Source organism: Coprococcus phoceensis, assembly GCF_900104635.1.
Lineage (GTDB): Bacteria > Bacillota > Clostridia > Lachnospirales > Lachnospiraceae > Faecalimonas > Faecalimonas phoceensis.
In genome coordinates this window covers 1-19,323 of the sequence record NZ_FNWC01000007.1, presented here as the reverse complement: position 1 = coordinate 19,323, position 19,323 = coordinate 1, and the positions used below count along the sequence as shown (strand labels likewise).

Sequence of the window (19,323 nt, the reverse complement as noted above, 5' to 3'; positions counted from 1 at the left end):
ACAATGATTCAGGTTGACAATCTAAGTAAGTCATATGGTAAGAAAATGGCACTTGATCATATAACCGCTTCCATTCACGATGAACACATTTTCGGTCTGCTTGGGACAAATGGCGCGGGCAAAAGTACCTTTTTAAAAATATTAAGCGGTATTCTAAAGCCTGATTCCGGAACTGTCATCATCGATGACCATCCTGTATTTGAAAACGAACTTACAAAAGCAGATATTTGTTTTTTATCCGATAATCCATATTTTTTCCCAAATGCGACTCCTCATACTATGGCGCATTACTACAGCCTTGCTTACTCGCAATTTGATACGATCCGCTTTGAAGAGCTTGCCAGACAATTCCATATAGATATTCAGGAAAAAATCAGCGATTTTTCAAAAGGAATGAAAAAACAAGTCTCTATTTTGCTCGGCATCTGTGCAAACACAAAATATCTTTTCTGTGACGAGACGTTCGACGGTTTAGACCCTGTTGTTCGCCAGTCTGTAAAAGGTATTTTTGCAGCTGAACTTTTAAATAGAAATTTCACGCCGGTCATCTCCTCACACAATCTGAGAGAATTGGAAGATATCTGTGATCATATCGGACTTTTACACAAAGGCGGAATACTTTTATCTCAAGATTTAGAAGACTTGAAATTCCATGTCCACCGCCTGCAGTGTGTGATTGAAGATCCTGTCGCAGAAGAAGAACTTCTCAGACAGTTAGAAATTCTGCACCGCGAAAAACGTGGTTCACTGACTACCATCGTTGCACGCGGAACTCGTGAGGAAATTTTAGAAAGGGTCAATACAAAATCGCCTCTTTTTGCTGAGGTATTACCCCTTTCATTAGAAGAAATCTTTATTAGCGAAACGGAGGCTGCCGGATATGACATCAAAAATTTCATGTATTAAATTTATAAAAGAAGATTTGCGCCAAAGGACTTGGCTGATTGCAATTCTTTCCACCGTAACATTTTTATTTCAGCCTCTGATGCTTATTATCGGGATCAATGAAAAGAAAAATTGGATAAACACTGTTTCTCCGGGCTTTACCATGAAAGATTTTAAATTTTGGTTATTTAATTTCATGGGATTTAATAATAACGCTGTTGTCTTTTGTGTGATTTTATTTGCAATCCTTTGTGGGGTGTCTGGTTTCTATTATCTGCATTCCAAAGAAAAACTAAATCTTATACACAGTTTGCCAATCCGACGTGAGAGACTATTTTTTATCCAATTTGTAAGTGGATTTCTTATTTTTCTGATTCCATTTACGCTAAATCTGTTAGTCAGCATGCTAAGTATTTCCTTTCAGGGATACATGTCCTTAGAATTATTAAAAGTAAGTTTTGCTGCATTTGGAATACATGTTTTGTTTTTCTTATTCTTATATACACTTACCGTTTTTTCCATGATTATGACAGGGAAATTATTGATTGGACTCATTGTCACACTTAGCCTTTTTTCATACGGAACTCTTATTATTGCACTTTTCCGATTATTGGCGATACGCTTTTTCTCTACATATTTTTTGAAAGTTGACGCTTATTGGTTTAGTTGGTTCAAATCACTTTATATAACAACTGATGGAAGCGACGGGCTTTCTTCTCCTTTGTTAGCTTATATTTCCACGTTAAACCAAATGTCTAACCAGACAGTTCCGTACAAGTTAATTCTTTTTTCAGTGATTGGAACAGTCGTATTTTTACTGCTTGGGATTTTTTTGTATCGATTGCGCCCTACAGAAACTGCCGGGAAACCTATCGCGTTTCCAAAAGCAGAATCTGTACTGAAAATATTATTGAGCATTCCGCTTGGAATCTGCGCTGCATTTTATCTTGATAGTTTAGCGAATCAAGCTTCCAACAATATTGTAATTTTTATACTTGCTATATTATGCACATTTATTTTTGCAATTGTAATTGAATTTATTTATACAATGGACTTAAAACATTTATTTGCCAAAAAGGGGGCTTTATTGCTTTCTGTCAGTCTTGCATTCGGAATTACTGCAATCTACAAATTTGATTTGTTCAAATATGATAACTACATTCCGAAAAAAAATGAGATCGAGAGCATCGCAATTTACATGGAAGATTTTAATACTCGTTTTAACTATCCAATTCCTACCAATGTCCAGTCAATCAAAGACTTTTTAGATTCTTCTGCACTAAAAGACTTTGATCCAGTTTATCAGCTCGCTCAAAAAGGGGCAGCCACATTTGATATGACGGACGAAACTGCTCAATATGTAAATTTGAAATACAACTTAAAAAATGGGCGAAGTGTTTACAGAATGTATCTGATTAACAAAACTGATGCGCAAAACTGTGCCAAATACCTTCTAAACAATCAACAATATAAAGAAGCATTGTTTCAGACTAATTTGTATTCTTCTTTAGACTTTCAATATGCGGAGGTAACTGATATTTACCAATCCACGAGTAAACTGAATATTTCAGCTGCTCAAATGAAGACGTTGTTGGATATTTATCAAAAAGATCTGGTCAATGCCAGCTATTTTGATTTGACCAATCAATTTCCAAGCGGAACTATTAATTTTGCTCCGAAGAATTCGTCTGATACATACATGCGACCACTTTTTTGCAGTTTTACAAACACATATGACTATTTAAAAGAACTTGGCTATGACCTTCCAACAAAAATAGCGTTAGATAATGTGCAACGCATTGAAGCAACGAATCAAGACAATCAAAAAAATATTGTTTTCAATACTCCGGAATACATTGCAAAGATTCTTCCAAAACTCACATGGGTTCCCTACTATTTCTATAAAAAACCGATTGAATTTATTGTAACATTTAAAAGCAACATTTATAGTTCTTCCAATCTATTTTATCTGAACTCCGAACAAATTCCAGATTGTCTCAAAGATCTTCTTAATTAAGAGAAAAGTCTCTTACGCATCAGCCCTGATGTAAGAGAGACTTTTCTTATATCGGAATACTGTCTCTTACGCACAGTGCTCCATATCCCACCTGCGGATTCGGATACTCTGTGAATCCAGGCAGCGGTCTCGCTCCCCTTTGCATATATGCCTTTACCTTTTCTCCATATAAATACGGATCATTTTCCTTAATGATTCCCCACTCCATCATAAGCGCCGCTCCTCCGGTTACAAACGGTGTGGCAAATGATGTCCCACTGAAGCTTGCATATGTGCCACTAGTCGTCGGTGCTGTAACATTCACACCTGGCGCAACAATATCCGGTTTTGATAATCTCCCTGCCCCCCTTTGTCCGCGTCCTGAGAAATCCGCATAGGAAAAAGTAAGTGCATCGTATGCCCCCACACCAATTGTACGCGAAGCTGTAGATGGTATCGTGAGTGTTCCGGTCTCCGTCGGGAATAAAAATGCTGTTCCCGGATTCAATACATTTTCACTCGGGAGCCACATCGCATAATTTCCTGATATAATCTTTCTCGGTGTCAACACAATCTCCCAAATGCCACTGTTGATATATACCTCTTTCGGTAGAAAATCAACATAAATTTCCTGTGCAGTACTGTATGGACTTGGTTCTCCATAATAGAGCAAAAGTTCTGTATTTCCCACAGAAAACCGCTGTGTTCCAAGCACTTCCTGAATCGGTCCTATTCTTTCCCCAGACGGTGATACAAAAGAAATATCCATGATGTCATAGTAAGCTTTCCAAATTTGAAGATTTAGCGCGGGTTCCTGTTCCTGCACTGCAAGCTGGATAACCGTTTCTTCATTTTCCCTGACAATTCCAGCTTTGTGCCCTGCACTTCTTCCTTCATTTCCCGTTCCAATACAAATCACACTCTTCCATATATTCGCAATATCCTCTATAAATCGTTCTAGTAAGCTCGTTCCGTCATGAGAACCATATGTATTTCCAAAGCTGATATTAATTGCCACCGGCTGTTTATAAAAAAGTGCTTTTCGTACTACGTAATCTATCGCCTGCATTAGTTCTGTTGTGCGAGGGAATCCTTCTTCCCTCGGATTTCCAAGTTTCACCACAAGAAGTTCACTCTGTGTCGCAACTCCCCGATAAATTCTCCCTCTGCTTCCTCTTCCATTTCCAGCTGCAATTCCTGCTACTGATGTCCCATGACCTGATACATCCACGCTCGGCACAATTTGCATACGCATCGGCACTGTCGGCTGCTTTATTGCTTCATCAATCTGTTCTCTCGTAAATTCTGTCCCTATCAAATATCCTTCCGGTGGATTTCCCATGATTGTCTGATCCCAAAGATTACGTATTCTTGTCGTTCCGTCGTCATTGCGAAAATCCGGATTTGTATAATCGATTCCTGAGTCGATAATTGCAACAAGAACCCCTGAACCAAACAATGAAAATGGAGGGTTCTGCACTGGTGGCACACAGGATACTCTTCTCCCGTTTGCTGCCTGAAAAAATAATCGTTTCGGCTTTTCGACATATTCAATCTGTGGAAAATCAGCCAAACGTTCTACCAAGCTCTCTGGTACTGTTAAAATTGCAAATTCATTGCTCAATTCAACCACCTGAATTCCTATTTCCCGCAGTTCATTCAATGTCCCCGAATATTTCACTATCAGTTCCCATTCCTTGTCATCTCTGCTATATCCAACATCTAATTCCAGCGATTTTTCCCGTTCTCGTCTTGTAGCATTCAATGCCAGATTTAACAGATTCTCTATTTTTTGGTCTGCCATATTTTCACCTCCCATACTAACATATTCATTCCGATAATTTATTTGTAAATTTTTTTTCCATATGCTAATATTACATCAGTATTATGATAAAAGAGGAGTATCCATTATGAATAAAAAAGAAGTATTAGAACTTAGAAAGCAGTTCAAACCCGAAGACTGCTCTATCACCCGAATCTGCGGCTGCTATGTAGATGGGGAAAAAGAAATTAAATCACAGACGAAAGATGCCTTTTTGTCCCTTCCGGAAGAAGAAATTTTCAAGTATCTCAATATCTTTAAACAGACACTCTCCGGAACAATCGGAAAAAATCTGCTGAACATGGAATTTCCACTGGAACAAGAACTCTCCGGTGGAACACAGGAATTTCTTTTGCAGCTTCGCGACAGTAAACTGCAAGATGATATGCTCATCGAAGAATTTTATCAAAAGATTATTGAAAATTACAATTATGGAGAGAATTACTACATTATTCTCATCCACGTTGCCTATGACATTCCAGGAAAATCTACTGATGGAACTGAGATGTTCGATGCTTCAGATGAAGTTTTTGAATATGTGCTTTGCAGTATCTGTCCGGTTCACCTTTCCAAAGAAGGACTTTGCTACAATCCTGAGACGAACCATGTCGAAAACCGGATTCGTGACTGGATTGTCGAACCACCGGTAAAAGGATTCTTATTCCCTGTATTCAATGACAGAAGCACTGATATTCATGGGGTATTGTACTACTCAAAAAAGCCAGAAGATTTACAACCTGAATTTATCGAAAACGCCCTCGGGTGTACCTTCCCAATGTCAGCAGGCAGTCAAAAAGATACCTTCCATGCCGTTGTGATGAATACACTTGGCGAAGAGTGCGATTATACGGTTGTTAAAAATATTCATGATAACTTAAATGAGATGATCGAAGAGACCAAAGATGCTCCGGAAGTGCCTGTACTTACGAAACCCGAAGTAAAACGCCTCCTTGCAAAAAGCGGTGTTGCAGATGAAAAAATTGAAACATTTGATAATAATTTTGACACCATAGCAGGCGAAGAAGCATCTTTTTTGGCAACGAATATTGCTGAGACCAGAAAATTCAGTATTGAAACACCTGATGTTTCCATCAAAGTCAATCCAGACCGCACCGATCTTGTGGAGACAAAAATGATCGATGGAAAACAATGCCTCGTCATTGAAATCAACGATCAGGTAGAAGTCAACGGTGTTCCTGTCCGCACTTTGCCAATTGGCACAGTAGAATAAGTATTCTCCCGATAAGCCTTAACGCTTATCGGGATACTGTCATTATTCACATTCCATCAGATATGGTGCAAGGCTTACAGGAATAAAGTAACCTCTTTCATGTCTGCATACGGGACATACTCCCGGTACTTTCAATCCACTATGAATATGCCCACAATTTAAGCACATCCATTTTTCACCTTCTTGACACTCAAAATATGCTCCTGTCTTTAACAGTTCCGCCAGTTTTCCGAATCTGTCTCCATGAATCTTCTCTATTTTCGCAATCTGATAAAAAGCGGATGCAACTTCCATAAATCCTTCTTCTTTTGCCACGTCACCAAAAGACTGATACACATCATCCGCCTCTTCATATTCATTGTGCTGTGCCGCATAAAGTAGTTCTTCAGTCGAATCCTGCTTATCAACCGGATATCCACCACAGATTTCAATCGTTTCTCCTGCCATCTCTTTTAACAATTCATAAAATCGCTCTGCATGAGCCCGCTCCTGTTCTGCCGTAAATAAAAATATTTGACTCACCGCATACAAGCCCTCTTTTCTTGCTTCCTCTGCCGCAAAAGTATAACGATTTCTTGCCTGACTTTCTCCTGCAAATGCCTTCATCAAGTTTTCTTTTGTTTTACTGTTCTTTAACTGAGACGCCATCCTTTCCACTTCCTTTCCTTGAAAAGTATATCCAAAATTGCTTCACTTATCCGAGAATCAATTAAAACCTATAATCTGATTTGCAACTGTATATGCCATAGAGGATATCTTTCTTCCTGATTTTCCCGGCAAGTTAATAGTCTCTCCCAAAATGCCATGTCTTATCTTCCAATATACTCGATGGTCTTTCTTTTTCAGATATTCCCACAGTTCTTTCTTTTTATCAAGATTTTCCTGGCTCTTAGATCGAATACATATAATAGAGGAAACCGTCATCATAATCGCCAAATAATTTGTCATATAATTCCGAAGCTTTTTATTTGGAATTTTTCTTAGAGAATACATATCAATCATTGTTTTGGTAACAAATATCTGCTGGTCAATGCGCTTGATCATGTTTTTCTCATTTACCGACTGATCCTCCCGCCCAATGAAATAACGATAAAAATTCACATCCAGATAATAGAATGTTTTCACATGCGGCAACGGATAATAAACATAAATATTATCTACATAAAAAGTGTGTTTGGGCAGCTCCAGCTTACACATCTTCAAAAGCTCCGTCCGATAAATGACTGAATGCATCAAAATATATTGAGCGAGACGGAAATGTCCCATCTCTTTCCATGTGATAATTCGATCTTGCGGCATCACATTCCGGTAATGAATCACCTTCTTATGTTTTGCTCCTACTTTTTCATACACATAATTGGAGACAAGCATATCAATTAACGTCTGCTTTTCAACCAGTTCGTGTAATACACTTAAAATCTTTTCCAATGCCCCTTCATCTACCCAGTCATCGCTGTCCACTACTTTAAAATAAAGTCCGGTAGCATGCTTCAATCCTGTATTTACCGCATCTCCATGTCCTCCGTTTTCTTTATCGATTGCTTTTACAATCGTCGGATACTTTCTTTCATACTGTTTTGCAATCTCTGATGTCCCGTCCATCGATCCATCATTTACAATAATAATCTCTACATCTTCGCCGCCTTTTAAAATCGACTCTATTGCATGTTCCATATAGCTTTCTGAATTATAGCAGGGAATCGCAAATGATATATACTTCATGATTCAATCCTCCCAATCTTTTACGTTCTTAATAGTATAATTCATTTTGGGCAATTTTCCAACACATATATTGTAAATTCCACGAATTTCCGTTATAGTAAATATAGATTACATAAATGGAGGAATTACAAATGAAAAATATGATCGTCGGTCAGTCTGGAGGACCTACTGCAGTGATAAATGGAAGTCTGTATGGTGTTGTATCCGAAGGCTTCAAACATCCGGAATCGATAGAACATGTATATGGTATGATAAATGGAATTGAAGGTTTTCTAAGCAATCAGATTATGGACATGCACCCATTACTGAAAAACGGAGATTTAGAACTCATCCGAACTACCCCTGGTTCTTACCTTGGGTCTTGCCGCTACAAGCTGCCGGAAGATTTAAATAATCCAGTATATCCTGAACTATTTCAAAAATTTGAAGACTACAATATCGGTTATTTCTTTTATATTGGCGGAAATGACTCTATGGATACTGTCAGTAAGCTTTCTCGCTACGCAGCCAAGATTCAAAGTCCGATTCGTGTAATCGGTGTTCCTAAAACAATTGACAATGATTTGGTTGAGACTGATCACACACCTGGATTTGGCAGCGCCGCAAAATTTGTCGCGACTACAGTACGAGAAATCGCTATTGATGCCTCTGTATACGATAATAAAAAATCTGTAACAATTGTAGAAATCATGGGACGTCATGCCGGATGGCTGACTGCTGCAAGTGCTCTTGCAAGAAAATTTGAGGGAGATAATCCGGTGCTTATCTATCTTCCAGAAGTTGCATTTAATCAGGAAGATTTTCTCGAAAAAGTGAAAAAAGCTTTAGAGACAACCCCTAACCTTGTTGTATGTGTTTCCGAGGGAATCAATGATGGAAATGGTACTTTTATCTGTGAATTTGCAAGCGACGTGGGTGTTGATACCTTTGGCCATAAGATGCTTACAGGTTCCGGAAAATACCTGGAGAATCTCATAAAAGAAAAACTTGGTGTAAAAGTGCGTTCCGTAGAGCTGAATGTGAGTCAGCGCTGCTCTTCTTCCTGCCTTTCTAAGACAGATTTAGATGAAGCGGATCACTCCGGTGCTTTTGCCGTAAATGCAGCATTGAATGGGGAGACAGGAAAGATGATCTCTTTTGTGAGGACGAACACTTCCCCTTATGAACTTTCTTTTTCTACTGCGGATGTCAATATTATCTGTAATCAGGAAAAAGCTGTTCCTCTCTCTTGGATCACCAAAGATGGTTCCGATGTAACCGATGAGTTTATTCGTTATGCAGCCCCATTAATTCAAGGCTCTGTAGATGTTCCAACCGAAAATGGACTTCCGCTCTTTGCATTCCGTAAATAGTAGAAAGATGTTTCGTTCATAATTTGTTCATTTATCTTTCAAAATTACTTTACTTATTTAACATTATTTCTTCACTTTTCTAGAATATACTAACAGTATCAAAAGAAAAGAACTTAACAATTATCTAAAGTATTAACATACTATTTGAATAAACTTTTTCATAATACGTGCCGGGAATTGCGAAAGCAGTTACCCGGCATCCTCCCTGTTTTGGGAGGTTTTTTTATATCTGATTCCAATCACCGCAATTCCTGTTATAACAAGAATCCACATCAGTGCCTCATAACTGTTTTGTCTCTTCTCTGTTTTTCTCTCCTTTAATATTTCCTTTTTAGGTTGTATCAAATTTTGAAAAAATGACTTTTCTCCTTCTATCTCAAATGCGACTTTTTTCTCTGACTGATTTCCTGCCAGATCTCTGGCAAATACCAAGACTTCATAACTTCCACTTTTCTCAAATATATGCGAAAACTTTCTCTCATTCTCTCCTATTTGTTGTTTCTTTTCATTAATAAAGACCGCATCTAAAAAATCATGTTCCTCTCCCAGGACAATATCCAGTTTCTTCTCCTCTTTTGAGCAATCGATTTGAATTTCCGGAGGTGTATGATCTATGAAAAATCCTACTTCCATACTCGATGTATTTCCCGCCAAATCTTCCGCAATCAATTCCAGTGAATGCTTTCCTTCCTGTGTATATTTCTTGTTTTGCTCACAAATTCTTCCATCCATGTTAATACGATAAGTATATGTGGTAAAATCCTCCACAATTTCAGAAATGTCATATTTCCATTCAAAAAATGGCACATATTTTCCCTCTAATTCTTCTATTTTATGTATCAGCGGATTCTCTTTATCCATAATAATCTGCATCTCTTTTTCACTTCTGTTCCCCGCCTGATCAACAGCTTCCAAATAAACTTTATACTTTCCACTCTCCGTCAGATTCTCTTTCGCAAAATATTGTGCTCCGTCCTTTTCCCAACTTTCTATTCTTTTTTCTATCCTATTCCCATTGGCATCATTCCAGATAATCGTACCACCCACAGATACTATTCTTTGATTATCAATCGCTTTACATGTAAGGGTTTTATCATTGGCTGCTATACAATAATCTTCTGCTCCCTCTAAAATCAGCTGCGGATTCTCATTATCAAATAAAATCTTTTCCCGTTTCTTTGTGTAATTCCCCGCCCAATCGCTTACCTCTACCACAATTTCAGACAATTTATCAACAGAGATTGTTACATTCTCTGTCTCTTTTTCTCCACGCTCATACTCTCTATTTTGCACAACCTTATTATTTACCGAACAAATTACCTGTTTGATGCCTGATGCAACTCCATGTTCACTTATGTCAATCTGAATCAGACATGGTTTGCTATACCATTTTCCTAACCCTTCTGACGCTCTGATTAAAATTTCCGGTATTTCATCTTCACAAATAATTTTTGAGGACTTGGTTACTTCTCCCTTGTTTCCAGCTCCGTCTATCGCATATGCTGAAAGATTCCCTTCAAATCCAACCGGAATCACAGCACTTACGCAATTTCCTTCTAAAAACTGATACTCTTCCTCATTTATTTGATAATAAATTCCCTGAATCCCTGAAGTATCATCCGAAGCAGTCATTTCCACTGTTATCTCCTCATTTGAAATAATCTGTTCTTCACCATTATGTTTCGAATACTGAAAGGAAATCGGGTCTTCCGGTGCCTCCTTATCTATCTTGATTTCCCGCTTCTGCTCGGTGCCCTCCACCATTTTTCCCTCCTTGTTTTCCATCCATACAATCAGATGATAGTTTCCTTTCTCAAATAAATTCTCCTCCAGCACGATTTTTTCTTTCGCTTTCTCCAATTCCCCAGTCAACTCTTTCCCATCCGGGAAACTCAACTGAAACTTTGTAATGCATTCCTGATCTAAATGTTCAATTTCTACTTTGACTGATTTTGTGTAATATCCTTTTTCCCCATTTGGCTCTTCACAATAAATCTGATATATCTGCACCTTTTCTTCAGCCCGCGAACCAAGCACATTTAATAAAAATATCATACCTAAAACAATTAAAATTTTCCCTATTTTTCTACCCATATAACCTCTCCTTCAATCGTTATTCCACATTCTTCCTGCAGTTTTCGAAACGTTTCCTCCTCAGCTAATTCCGGACATTCCTCCAATATTTTTCTTATACTTTCCTCACACATCTCTTTTGTTGTCACGTTATCCTTACACTGTATCTGTATCAATTGAATACGAAGCTCTTTTGATTTGGGATTTGCCGCTATCCCCTCTTCACACAGCCGCAACGCCTCTTGTTCATCAATATTTTGTGCAATTCTTACCATAGAACGGTAGAGTTCTTCTGTTTGATTCCATTGACTTACCTTCCTATACTGTTCTAACGCCAACTCTTCCTTTCCTGTTTTTTCATATGCTTCCGCCAATACGGTTCGAACTTCATTTTCTATCCTCTGATCCACATCATTTTCTTTCCATTTTTCATGTGTCGATAATATCTTTTCCCCCAATCTGATTCTTGCTTCCAGTGAGACCGTACCTTCTATCTTTGCCCACACACGAAAAAGCATTCTATTTTCCACCAACTCGCCTTTCTGACTTTCTTCTATCTCTGATAATATCGACTCCATCTCCTCCTCACTTTTTCGACTCTCTCCAAGCATATATGCCGACAGTTCCTTATAGTTTTCCGCAGACTCTATCTCACCTTCTGCACATTCAAACATTTGCATACTCTTCCTATAGTCCTCCATCTCTAAAAAATAAGTTCTGCCAATCTCCAAGAAATCTACCTTTTTCTGGTCAATAATCGCTTCTGGTCTCTTTTCCTCCATTTCATCACTTAGAAACATACTCACACCGCCACCCAAAAGCACAATTGTTCCAACTATAATCCATTTTATTTTTTTGTTTTTATTTGTTTTTTTATATTTTAATTGTGGAAAATCAAAAAGAATTTCAGAAATTTTTTGATATTGTTGTTTTACGTTGTCTGACAGACATTTTGAAATGATTTTTTTCAACTTACTCTCTTCATACTTTGTAAGCTTTGGCTCTATGATTGCTTTTGCCAAAATAAACTGCATCGTTTTTCCAATTGAATACATTGCCTCATAGGAATTTCCCTTTTTTAAAAATCCATCCCGAATTTCTCCTCTTCCCATTTGATTCACGATATGCTGATTTCCTTTTGCATTGAGATCCAACAACATCAACTCCCCATTTTTCTTAATAATCATGCAAAACGGAGTGATATAGCGATACGGCTTTGCATCTCTGACATCTTGTAAATATCCAAGCTGTTTGATCATCTGACATAAGTAGGAGAATAGCTGCTCTTTTGCTATCATTCCATGCTCCTCCAGATATTCAGGTAACATTGTTCCTAAAACACAGTCCGTAATAATATGGCAAGAAGCATTCTGCTGAATCAAACGGATCACCTCGTATTCTCTTTCCAAATGCACTCCTCCTCTTCTATTCAATTTTTATTCATGGAACTCGGAGCCTCGACTAAACTCCTTTGAAATCTATAGAACTTTTAGAATATGCATCTATACTAGCCCACTTTCTGTCAAAAAGCAAGCATTTTTTGAAAATAAAAGCAGAACAGAAATACCCCACCTTCTGTTCTGCCCTTCTTACTTAAAATGGTCTATACAAATGCCTTGGAATACCATCTACCATAACAGGAGATACATCCCCTTGAATCAACGGTTTTACATAAGTAATAAACTCTTCTGTAACATATGTTCCCTCTTGATTTACCCAATTTCTTGGAACTAATTTCTCTCCATTCGCTATTTTATGTACATCTTTTACTTCCGTTCCACTTTGATATGGATCATCTGAAAATCGCTCAATGACAACCATTTTCCCTGAATCGCCTTCATCGGCTGCTTTTACAGCTGCTCCACCTACCTGATATGCTTCCAAAATATCCACACGGGATGCAAGGTGAGATGCTGCTCTTTGCAATGTACTCAACTCAATCGCACGTGTCTTACAACCTACCTCGCCCGCAACAAAGTTTGCCAAATAGCTTGCTGTTCCTGTCAGTTGTTTATGCCCAAATGCATCTACAAAATCAACACCTGTTCCAAGCTCACATACATAACGCCCATCCTCAAGCTTGATTCCCTCAGAAACCGCTACTACAACAGACATCTTCTTTTCCATCAGTTTTTTTATTTTTGTACTAAATTTTTCAAGATCAAATGCTAACTCTGGAAGATAGATTAAATCAGGTCCCGGACAATCCTCTCCCTTTGCAAGTGCCGCTGCCCCTGTAAGCCATCCCGCATTTCTTCCCATAATCTCAACTATGGTAACAACACCTTTTTCATATTCTAAGCAAAATCCGTCTCTTATGATTTCTTTTACTGAAGTTCCAATATATTTTGCCGCACTCCCATATCCAGGTGTATGATCCGTCAAAGCAAGATCATTATCAATTGTCTTTGGACATCCGACAAATCTCGTTGGCTGCCCAGTTACAATTGCGTAATCCGACAATTTTTTAATAGTGTCCATTGAATCATTTCCTCCAATATAGATAAACGCTTCAATTTCCAATTTGTTGAGTATTTCAAAAATTTTCTCATAAACATCTCTGTTTTCATGAATTTCTGGAAGCTTATAACGACACGACCCCAGATATGCAGCCGGCGTCCGTTTGAGCAGCTCCACATCCAGCTCATTTGTGATATGCTCTGATAAATCAATGTACCGCTCCTTTAAAAGTCCCTGAATCCCATGAAGCATTCCATATACTTTTTTTGCACCACGATCTTTTGCAGTTCGATACACTCCCGCTAAACTTGAATTGATTGCTGCGGTAGGTCCACCCGATTGTCCTACAATTACATTTCCCTTCATATTCCTTTACCTCCATATTGAGATTACCATGTTATCTTTATTTTAGGATGTTTTGAACTATTTGTAAAGAAATATAATTACATTTTTGTGTATTTTAAACAATTACATCAACCAAACATCTTGGTTTGTAGTAGAAACAGATATTGCTCCTGCAGATAATGCCGCCATAACATCTTCCTTGTCCATCACCAAACCGCCGGCGATAACCGGAATATTCCCCATCTTACATATTTTCTTTATGATTTTAGGCATGACCCCCGGCAAAATCTCTATAAAATCAGCTTTTACCAGATGGCATTGTTTGCTTATATTTTCAAATGCCATAGAATCAATGATAAAAAAGCGTAATATGGTATATAACCCCAATTCCTTTGCCCTCTTAACCAACAATGGCTTTGTAGAAATAATTCCATTTGCCTCTGTATGCTTTTTTATAAAATCCACTGCAATCTCTTTCGAGCCAAGTCCACTGATCAAATCAATATGAACCATCGCTATTTTCCCTTTTTCCCTCACTTTTCTCACAATCTCATCAATATTGCATACATCTCCAAAGAGAATAAAAACAACTCTGATCTCCTCAATCCTACAGCATTTTTCTAATCCTTCAAAATCTTTCACTGCCGCAATAACAGGGCTTTCCTCCATCGCATCATAAAATTGCTGATTCATAAATCCATCCTCCAAGTCTACTCTAATATTTTTTCTGCTTCTTCTGATGTCAGATATTTATATTTTATCATCTTTTCTAATACTTGTCTCTGCCTTTGTGCTGCGAGATCCGGATTAGCCGTCAGCGCATACACTGACGGCGCATTCGGGATTCCGGCAAGCAAGGTGCTCTCATATTCTGTCATCTTTCCCGGCTCTTTCCCAAAATATCCCATACTTGCATCTTTTACACAATAATAATTATTCCCAAAATAAATAGAATTCACATATAATTCCAGTATGTCCTTTTTACTATATTCTTTTTCCAATTCAACTGCCATGAAAACTTCCGCAACTTTTCTTTCTACTTTCTTTTCCTGGGTAAAATAAAGATTTTTAGCAAGCTGCTGTGTAATCGTACTTCCACCCTCCACAAATGACATTGCTCTAATATCATTATACGCGGCTCTCAAAGTAGCTAATACATCCACTCCCCAATGCTCATAAAATCGATGATCCTCCACTGAAATAATAGCCTCAAGATATATCTCGGGTAATTCTTCTATTTTTGTATAATTCTCTTTCGCTCTTATTTCATTCACCTTATCCTCGATACTCATTTCCTCTACCGCATTTTTGTACATGTTGTAGCCTTTGTAAATAAAAATGCCACTTACACATACAATCATTAGAAAAGCTACAACAAGCAGTCCTTTTATAATTTTTCCTATTACTTTCATCTTTCGTCCTCCTCGTATGTTACTACTATAACATACAAATGAAAATATAGTTTTGCGATATTCTTAAATTCTTCTTATTATGTATTGTCTGCTATATTTCAGAAATTTTTCCAAATACAAAAATAGTGCAAACCCTCTAAATTAAAGGATTTGCACTTTCTCAAGGCTTAACGCCGAAGCGTGGGTGAGAAGATTCGAACTCCCGACCTTTTGGTCCGTAGCCAAACGCTCTATCCAGCTGAGCTACACCCACACAATGCCGCAAACCGGAATCGAACCGGTACGGGAGTATAAGTCCCGCAGGATTTTAAGTCCTGTGCGTCTGCCTGTTCCGCCACTGCGGCATTCTACCTAATGGAAATTAGGCAATGGGACCAACAGGGCTCGAACCTGTGACCCCCTGCTTGTAAGGCAGGTGCTCTCCCAGCTGAGCTATGATCCCATGGGATATTAAATTGTATGTATCGCTTCGATACAAGCGACCCGGAAGGGACTCGAACCCTCGACCTCCGCCGTGACAGGGCGGCGCTCTAACCAACTGAGCCACCGGGCCAAAATATATTTTTTTAAAGTGGACCTTCAGGGACTCGAACCCAGGACCGATCGGTTATGAGCCGATTGCTCTAACCAACTGAGCTAAAGGTCCAAATCTTTTTTGTCTTATAACCTAAAGACCGCTTATTTTGCATAAGCAAAAGCCGATGATCGGACTCGAACCGATAACCTGCTGATTACAAATCAGCTGCTCTGCCAATTGAGCCACATCGGCATGTGGTAATAAGTGACTCCTACGGGAATCGAACCCGTGTTACCGCCGTGAAAGGGCGATGTCTTAACCGCTTGACCAAGGAGCCAAAAACTCCCCCTGTTGGACTCGAACCAACGACAACTCGGTTAACAGCCGAGTGCTCTACCGACTGAGCTAAGGAGGATTATTTTCAGGTACTTTCATGTGCCTTCAAAATCACATACAATCCACTTTGATAAGTCTCTCTTCATCCTTCTTGTTCCTATCACCTTTTGGTTATGCCCTCGACCGATTAGTAACAGTCAGCTGCATACATTACTGCACTTCCACCTCTGTCCTATCTACCTTGTCGTCTTCAAGGGGTCTTACTAACTTGACGTTATGGGATATCTCATCTTGAGGGGGGCTTCACGCTTAGATGCCTTCAGCGTTTATCCCTTCCCGGCTTGGCTACTCTGCCATGCTCTTGGTAGAACAACAGATTCACCAGCGGCCAGTCCAACCCGGTCCTCTCGTACTAAGGTCAGCTCCTCTCAAATATCCTACGCCCACGCCGGATAGGGACCGAACTGTCTCACGACGTTCTGAACCCAGCTCGCGTACCGCTTTAATGGGCGAACAGCCCAACCCTTGGGACCTACTCCAGCCCCAGGATGCGATGAGCCGACATCGAGGTGCCAAACCACTCCGTCGATGTGAACTCTTGGGAGTGATAAGCCTGTTATCCCCAGGGTAGCTTTTATCCGTTGAGCGATGGCAATCCCACTTTATACCACCGGATCACTAAGTCCTACTTTCGTACCTGCTCCACCCGTCGGTGTCGCAGTCAAGCTCCCTTCTGCCTTTGCACTCTTCGAATGGTTTCCAACCATTCTGAGGGAACCTTTGAGCGCCTCCGATACCCTTTCGGAGGCGACCGCCCCAGTCAAACTCCCCACCTGACATTGTCCCCCAGCCGGTTCACGGCTGCTGGTTAGAAATCCAATACTGCAAGGGTGGTATCCCAACAGCGACTCTGCGGCAACTGGCGTCACCGCTTCCTAGTCTCCCACCTATCCTGTACATGCAATATCGAATCCCAGTATCAAGCTGGAGTAAAGCTCCATGGGGTCTTTCCGTCCTGGCGCAGGTAACCAGCATCTTCACTGGTATTTCAATTTCACCGGGTGCATTGTCGAGACAGTGCCCAAATCATTACGCCTTTCGTGCGGGTCGGAACTTACCCGACAAGGAATTTCGCTACCTTAGGACCGTTATAGTTACGGCCGCCGTTTACTGGGGCTTAAGTTCAAAGCTTCGCATTACTGCTAACCTCTCCCCTTAACCTTCCAGCACCGGGCAGGCGTCAGCCCATATACTTCACCTTTCGGTTTTGCATAGACCTGTGTTTTTGCTAAACAGTTGCTTGGGCCAATTCTCTGCGGCCAGCTCTCACTGGCACTCCTTCTCCCGAAGTTACGGAGTCATTTTGCCGAGTTCCTTAACAATGCTTCTCCCGTCGGCCTTAGGATTCTCTCCTCATCCACCTGTGTCGGTTTACGGTACGGGTACGATATGAACAATAGCGGCTTTTCTTGACGCATGGCTCACGGACTTCCTTACTTATATTTCAGTACGCATCACATCTTCAGATTGACTGGCGGATTTGCCAACCAGTCTCCTACCTTGCTTGCACCGGTCTTTCCATTCCCGGCTTCCGCTTTCCACACGTGTCCCCACAGTTCTGTCATATCATAGTACAGGAATTTCAACCTGTTATCCATCGACTACGTCTTTCGACCTCGCCTTAGGCCCCGACTTACCCAGAGCAGATCAGCTTTACTCTGGAAACCTTAGATATTCGGCCGGAAGGATTCTCACCTTCCTCTCGCTACTCATTCCGGCATTCTCTCTTCTTAAAAATCCACTGCTCCTTCCGGTACAGCTTCTTCTCTTTAAGAATGCTCCTCTACCAATCATCTTGCGATGATTCCACGGCTTCGGTAGTGTGTTTCAGCCCCGGACATTTTCGGCGCAGGACCTCTCGACCAGTGAGCTATTACGCACTCTTTTAATGTATGGCTGCTTCTAAGCCAACATCCTGGTTGTCTTCGAAATCCCACATCCTTTTCCACTTAACACACATTTTGGGACCTTAGCCGGTGGTCTGGGCTCTTTCCCTTTCGACTATCCAACTTATCTCGTATAGTCTGACTCCCATACATCATCTACGCGGCATTCGGAGTTTGATATTCTTCGGTAAGCTTTGACGCCCCCTAGGAAATTCAGTGCTCTACCTCCGCAAGACTCGTATGAGGCTAGCCCTAAAGCTATTTCGAGGAGAACCAGCTATCTCCGGGTTCGATTGGAATTTCTCCCCTACCCACACCTCATCGCCACCCTTTTCAACGGATGTGCGTTCGGTCCTCCATTGCCTTTTACGGCAACTTCAACCTGGACATGGGTAGATCACCCGGTTTCGGGTCTGCTCCGACTGACTATATTCGCCCTATTCAGACTTGGTTTCCCTTCGGCTCCGGACCTTCAGTCCTTAACCTCGCCAGCCAGCGCAACTCGCCGGACCGTTCTACAAAAAGTACGCGGTTGAGCATGTAAAGCTCTTCCACAGCTTGTAAACATATGGTTTCAGGTTCTCTTTCACTCCCCTCCCGGGGTCCTTTTCACCTTTCCTTCACAGTACTATGCGCTATCGGTCACTAAGGAGTATTTAGCCTTACGGGGTGGTCCCCGCTCATTCCCACAAGGTTTCTCGTGTCTCGTGGTACTCTGGATACTGCCATGCTCACTCGTCTTTCATGTACGGGGCTTTCACCCTCTCTGGCAGGCTTTCCCAAAACCTTTCCATTAGACTCGCTCGTCAATTTTGCAGTCCGAACCCCGACCTGCACGCAGGTCGGTTTGGGCTCTTCCGCTTTCGCTCGCCGCTACTCACAGAATCGATGTTTCTTTCTCTTCCTCCGGCTACTTAGATGTTTCAGTTCACCGGGTTCCCTTCTTAACGTTATGGATTCGCGTTAAGATGACAGAGGGATGCTCCGCCGGGTTTCCCCATTCAGATATCTCCGGATCGTAGGATATTTGCTCCTCCCCGAAGCTTTTCGCAGCTTATCACGTCTTTCATCGGCTCTTAGTGCCAAGGCATCCACCATACGCTCTTTCTAGCATAACCAACTGCTTCCATCCACGGGAATGGATGTCTGCTACACACACCTAGCGTGATGTGCGTTGGTAATAGGTCATTTTTTTAATTCGTTGTGTTCGAATGAGTTAATTATTA

The 19,323-nt window shown here is 40.4% G+C and carries 12 protein-coding genes, 8 tRNA genes and 1 rRNA gene; 4 read left to right on the top strand and 17 right to left on the bottom strand.

Features of this window, described 5'->3' with window-relative positions:
* Nucleotides 1-3 precede the first annotated feature (3 nt).
* Nucleotides 4-906, top strand: a complete 903-nt coding sequence (locus BQ5364_RS03620) for an ABC transporter ATP-binding protein (protein WP_004614741.1) — start codon at nt 4-6, stop codon at nt 904-906.
* Nucleotides 881-2,902 (top strand): DUF6449 domain-containing protein, encoded by a 2,022-nt coding sequence (locus tag BQ5364_RS03615; protein WP_071143661.1) that lies wholly within the window; start codon nt 881-883, stop codon nt 2,900-2,902. The genes BQ5364_RS03620 and BQ5364_RS03615 overlap by 26 nt, the downstream gene beginning before the upstream one ends.
* Nucleotides 2,903-2,948: 46 nt before the next feature.
* Here the strand turns inward: BQ5364_RS03615 and BQ5364_RS03610 are convergent, their stop codons facing one another.
* Nucleotides 2,949-4,685 (bottom strand): S8 family peptidase, encoded by a 1,737-nt coding sequence (locus BQ5364_RS03610; RefSeq protein WP_071143660.1) that lies wholly within the window; start codon nt 4,683-4,685, stop codon nt 2,949-2,951.
* Between the two features lie 106 nt (nt 4,686-4,791).
* Here BQ5364_RS03610 and BQ5364_RS03605 point away from each other — a divergent pair, with 106 nt between their 5' ends.
* Nucleotides 4,792-5,934: a DUF4317 domain-containing protein gene (locus tag BQ5364_RS03605; RefSeq protein ID WP_071143659.1), complete on the top strand. Its 1,143-nt coding sequence runs from the start codon at nt 4,792-4,794 to the stop codon at nt 5,932-5,934.
* Nucleotides 5,935-5,976: 42 nt separating this feature from the next.
* On the opposite strand, the gene rbr is transcribed toward BQ5364_RS03605, so the two are convergent.
* Nucleotides 5,977-6,582 (bottom strand): rubrerythrin, encoded by a 606-nt coding sequence (rbr, locus tag BQ5364_RS03600; protein ID WP_004614768.1) that lies wholly within the window; start codon nt 6,580-6,582, stop codon nt 5,977-5,979.
* Nucleotides 6,583-6,639: 57 nt separating this feature from the next.
* Nucleotides 6,640-7,656 (bottom strand): glycosyltransferase family 2 protein, encoded by a 1,017-nt coding sequence (locus BQ5364_RS03595; RefSeq protein WP_022250496.1) that lies wholly within the window; start codon nt 7,654-7,656, stop codon nt 6,640-6,642.
* A 131-nt stretch (nt 7,657-7,787) separates the two neighbouring features.
* On the opposite strand from BQ5364_RS03595, the gene BQ5364_RS03590 reads away from it, so the two are divergent.
* Complete coding sequence (locus BQ5364_RS03590) at nt 7,788-9,008, top strand: 6-phosphofructokinase (protein WP_022250495.1); 1,221 nt, start codon at nt 7,788-7,790, stop codon at nt 9,006-9,008.
* 189 nt (nt 9,009-9,197) lie between these two features.
* Here the strand turns inward: BQ5364_RS03590 and BQ5364_RS03585 are convergent, their stop codons facing one another.
* The 14 genes from BQ5364_RS03585 to BQ5364_RS03520 form a co-directional block, all read right to left on the bottom strand.
* The gene (locus BQ5364_RS03585) at nt 9,198-11,102 is read right to left on the bottom strand and encodes a hypothetical protein (RefSeq protein WP_071143658.1); all 1,905 of its coding nucleotides are present in this window, start codon (nt 11,100-11,102) and stop codon (nt 9,198-9,200) included.
* Nucleotides 11,087-12,490, bottom strand: coding sequence for a tetratricopeptide repeat protein (locus tag BQ5364_RS03580; protein WP_071143657.1), 1,404 nt, complete (start codon nt 12,488-12,490; stop codon nt 11,087-11,089). Before BQ5364_RS03580 ends, BQ5364_RS03585 begins: the two co-directional genes overlap by 16 nt.
* A gap of 184 nt (nt 12,491-12,674) precedes the next feature.
* Nucleotides 12,675-13,907: a 6-phosphofructokinase gene (locus BQ5364_RS03575; RefSeq protein WP_004614773.1), complete on the bottom strand. Its 1,233-nt coding sequence runs from the start codon at nt 13,905-13,907 to the stop codon at nt 12,675-12,677.
* Nucleotides 13,908-14,009: 102 nt separating this feature from the next.
* Nucleotides 14,010-14,579 (bottom strand): glycerol-3-phosphate responsive antiterminator, encoded by a 570-nt coding sequence (locus BQ5364_RS03570; protein WP_004614774.1) that lies wholly within the window; start codon nt 14,577-14,579, stop codon nt 14,010-14,012.
* Nucleotides 14,580-14,596: 17 nt separating this feature from the next.
* Entirely contained in the window at nt 14,597-15,298 is a 702-nt protein-coding gene (locus BQ5364_RS03565) for a transglycosylase domain-containing protein (protein WP_004614775.1), read from the bottom strand.
* A 179-nt stretch (nt 15,299-15,477) separates the two neighbouring features.
* A tRNA-Arg gene (locus BQ5364_RS03560) sits at nt 15,478-15,551 on the bottom strand.
* Between the two features lie 4 nt (nt 15,552-15,555).
* A tRNA-Leu gene (locus tag BQ5364_RS03555) sits at nt 15,556-15,642 on the bottom strand.
* 25 nt (nt 15,643-15,667) lie between these two features.
* Nucleotides 15,668-15,740 (bottom strand) — tRNA-Val (locus BQ5364_RS03550).
* 37 nt (nt 15,741-15,777) lie between these two features.
* Nucleotides 15,778-15,851: transfer RNA gene (locus tag BQ5364_RS03545), tRNA-Asp, on the bottom strand.
* Nucleotides 15,852-15,870: 19 nt separating this feature from the next.
* Nucleotides 15,871-15,944, bottom strand: a tRNA-Ile gene (locus BQ5364_RS03540).
* A gap of 50 nt (nt 15,945-15,994) precedes the next feature.
* A tRNA-Thr gene (locus BQ5364_RS03535) sits at nt 15,995-16,067 on the bottom strand.
* Between the two features lie 13 nt (nt 16,068-16,080).
* A tRNA-Glu gene (locus BQ5364_RS03530) sits at nt 16,081-16,152 on the bottom strand.
* 5 nt (nt 16,153-16,157) lie between these two features.
* Nucleotides 16,158-16,230, bottom strand: a tRNA-Asn gene (locus BQ5364_RS03525).
* Between the two features lie 88 nt (nt 16,231-16,318).
* Nucleotides 16,319-19,215: ribosomal RNA gene (locus BQ5364_RS03520) — 23S ribosomal RNA — on the bottom strand.
* Nucleotides 19,216-19,323: the final 108 nt, after the last annotated feature.

What these genes read in the sequence shown, in the direction of transcription:
- BQ5364_RS03610 (WP_071143660.1), bottom strand. Translation starts at nt 4,685, where the DNA reads ATGGCAGACCAAAAAATAGAGAATCTGTTAAATCTGGCATTGAATGCT.
- BQ5364_RS03615 (WP_071143661.1), top strand. Translation starts at nt 881, where the DNA reads ATGACATCAAAAATTTCATGTATTAAATTTATAAAAGAAGATTTGCGC.
- BQ5364_RS03565 (WP_004614775.1), bottom strand. Translation starts at nt 15,298, where the DNA reads ATGAAAGTAATAGGAAAAATTATAAAAGGACTGCTTGTTGTAGCTTTT.
- BQ5364_RS03595 (WP_022250496.1), bottom strand. Translation starts at nt 7,656, where the DNA reads ATGAAGTATATATCATTTGCGATTCCCTGCTATAATTCAGAAAGCTAT.
- BQ5364_RS03605 (WP_071143659.1), top strand. Translation starts at nt 4,792, where the DNA reads ATGAATAAAAAAGAAGTATTAGAACTTAGAAAGCAGTTCAAACCCGAA.
- BQ5364_RS03585 (WP_071143658.1), bottom strand. Translation starts at nt 11,102, where the DNA reads ATGGGTAGAAAAATAGGGAAAATTTTAATTGTTTTAGGTATGATATTT.
- BQ5364_RS03570 (WP_004614774.1), bottom strand. Translation starts at nt 14,579, where the DNA reads ATGAATCAGCAATTTTATGATGCGATGGAGGAAAGCCCTGTTATTGCG.
- BQ5364_RS03590 (WP_022250495.1), top strand. Translation starts at nt 7,788, where the DNA reads ATGAAAAATATGATCGTCGGTCAGTCTGGAGGACCTACTGCAGTGATA.
- BQ5364_RS03575 (WP_004614773.1), bottom strand. Translation starts at nt 13,907, where the DNA reads ATGAAGGGAAATGTAATTGTAGGACAATCGGGTGGACCTACCGCAGCA.
- BQ5364_RS03620 (WP_004614741.1), top strand. Translation starts at nt 4, where the DNA reads ATGATTCAGGTTGACAATCTAAGTAAGTCATATGGTAAGAAAATGGCA.
- rbr (WP_004614768.1), bottom strand. Translation starts at nt 6,582, where the DNA reads ATGGCGTCTCAGTTAAAGAACAGTAAAACAAAAGAAAACTTGATGAAG.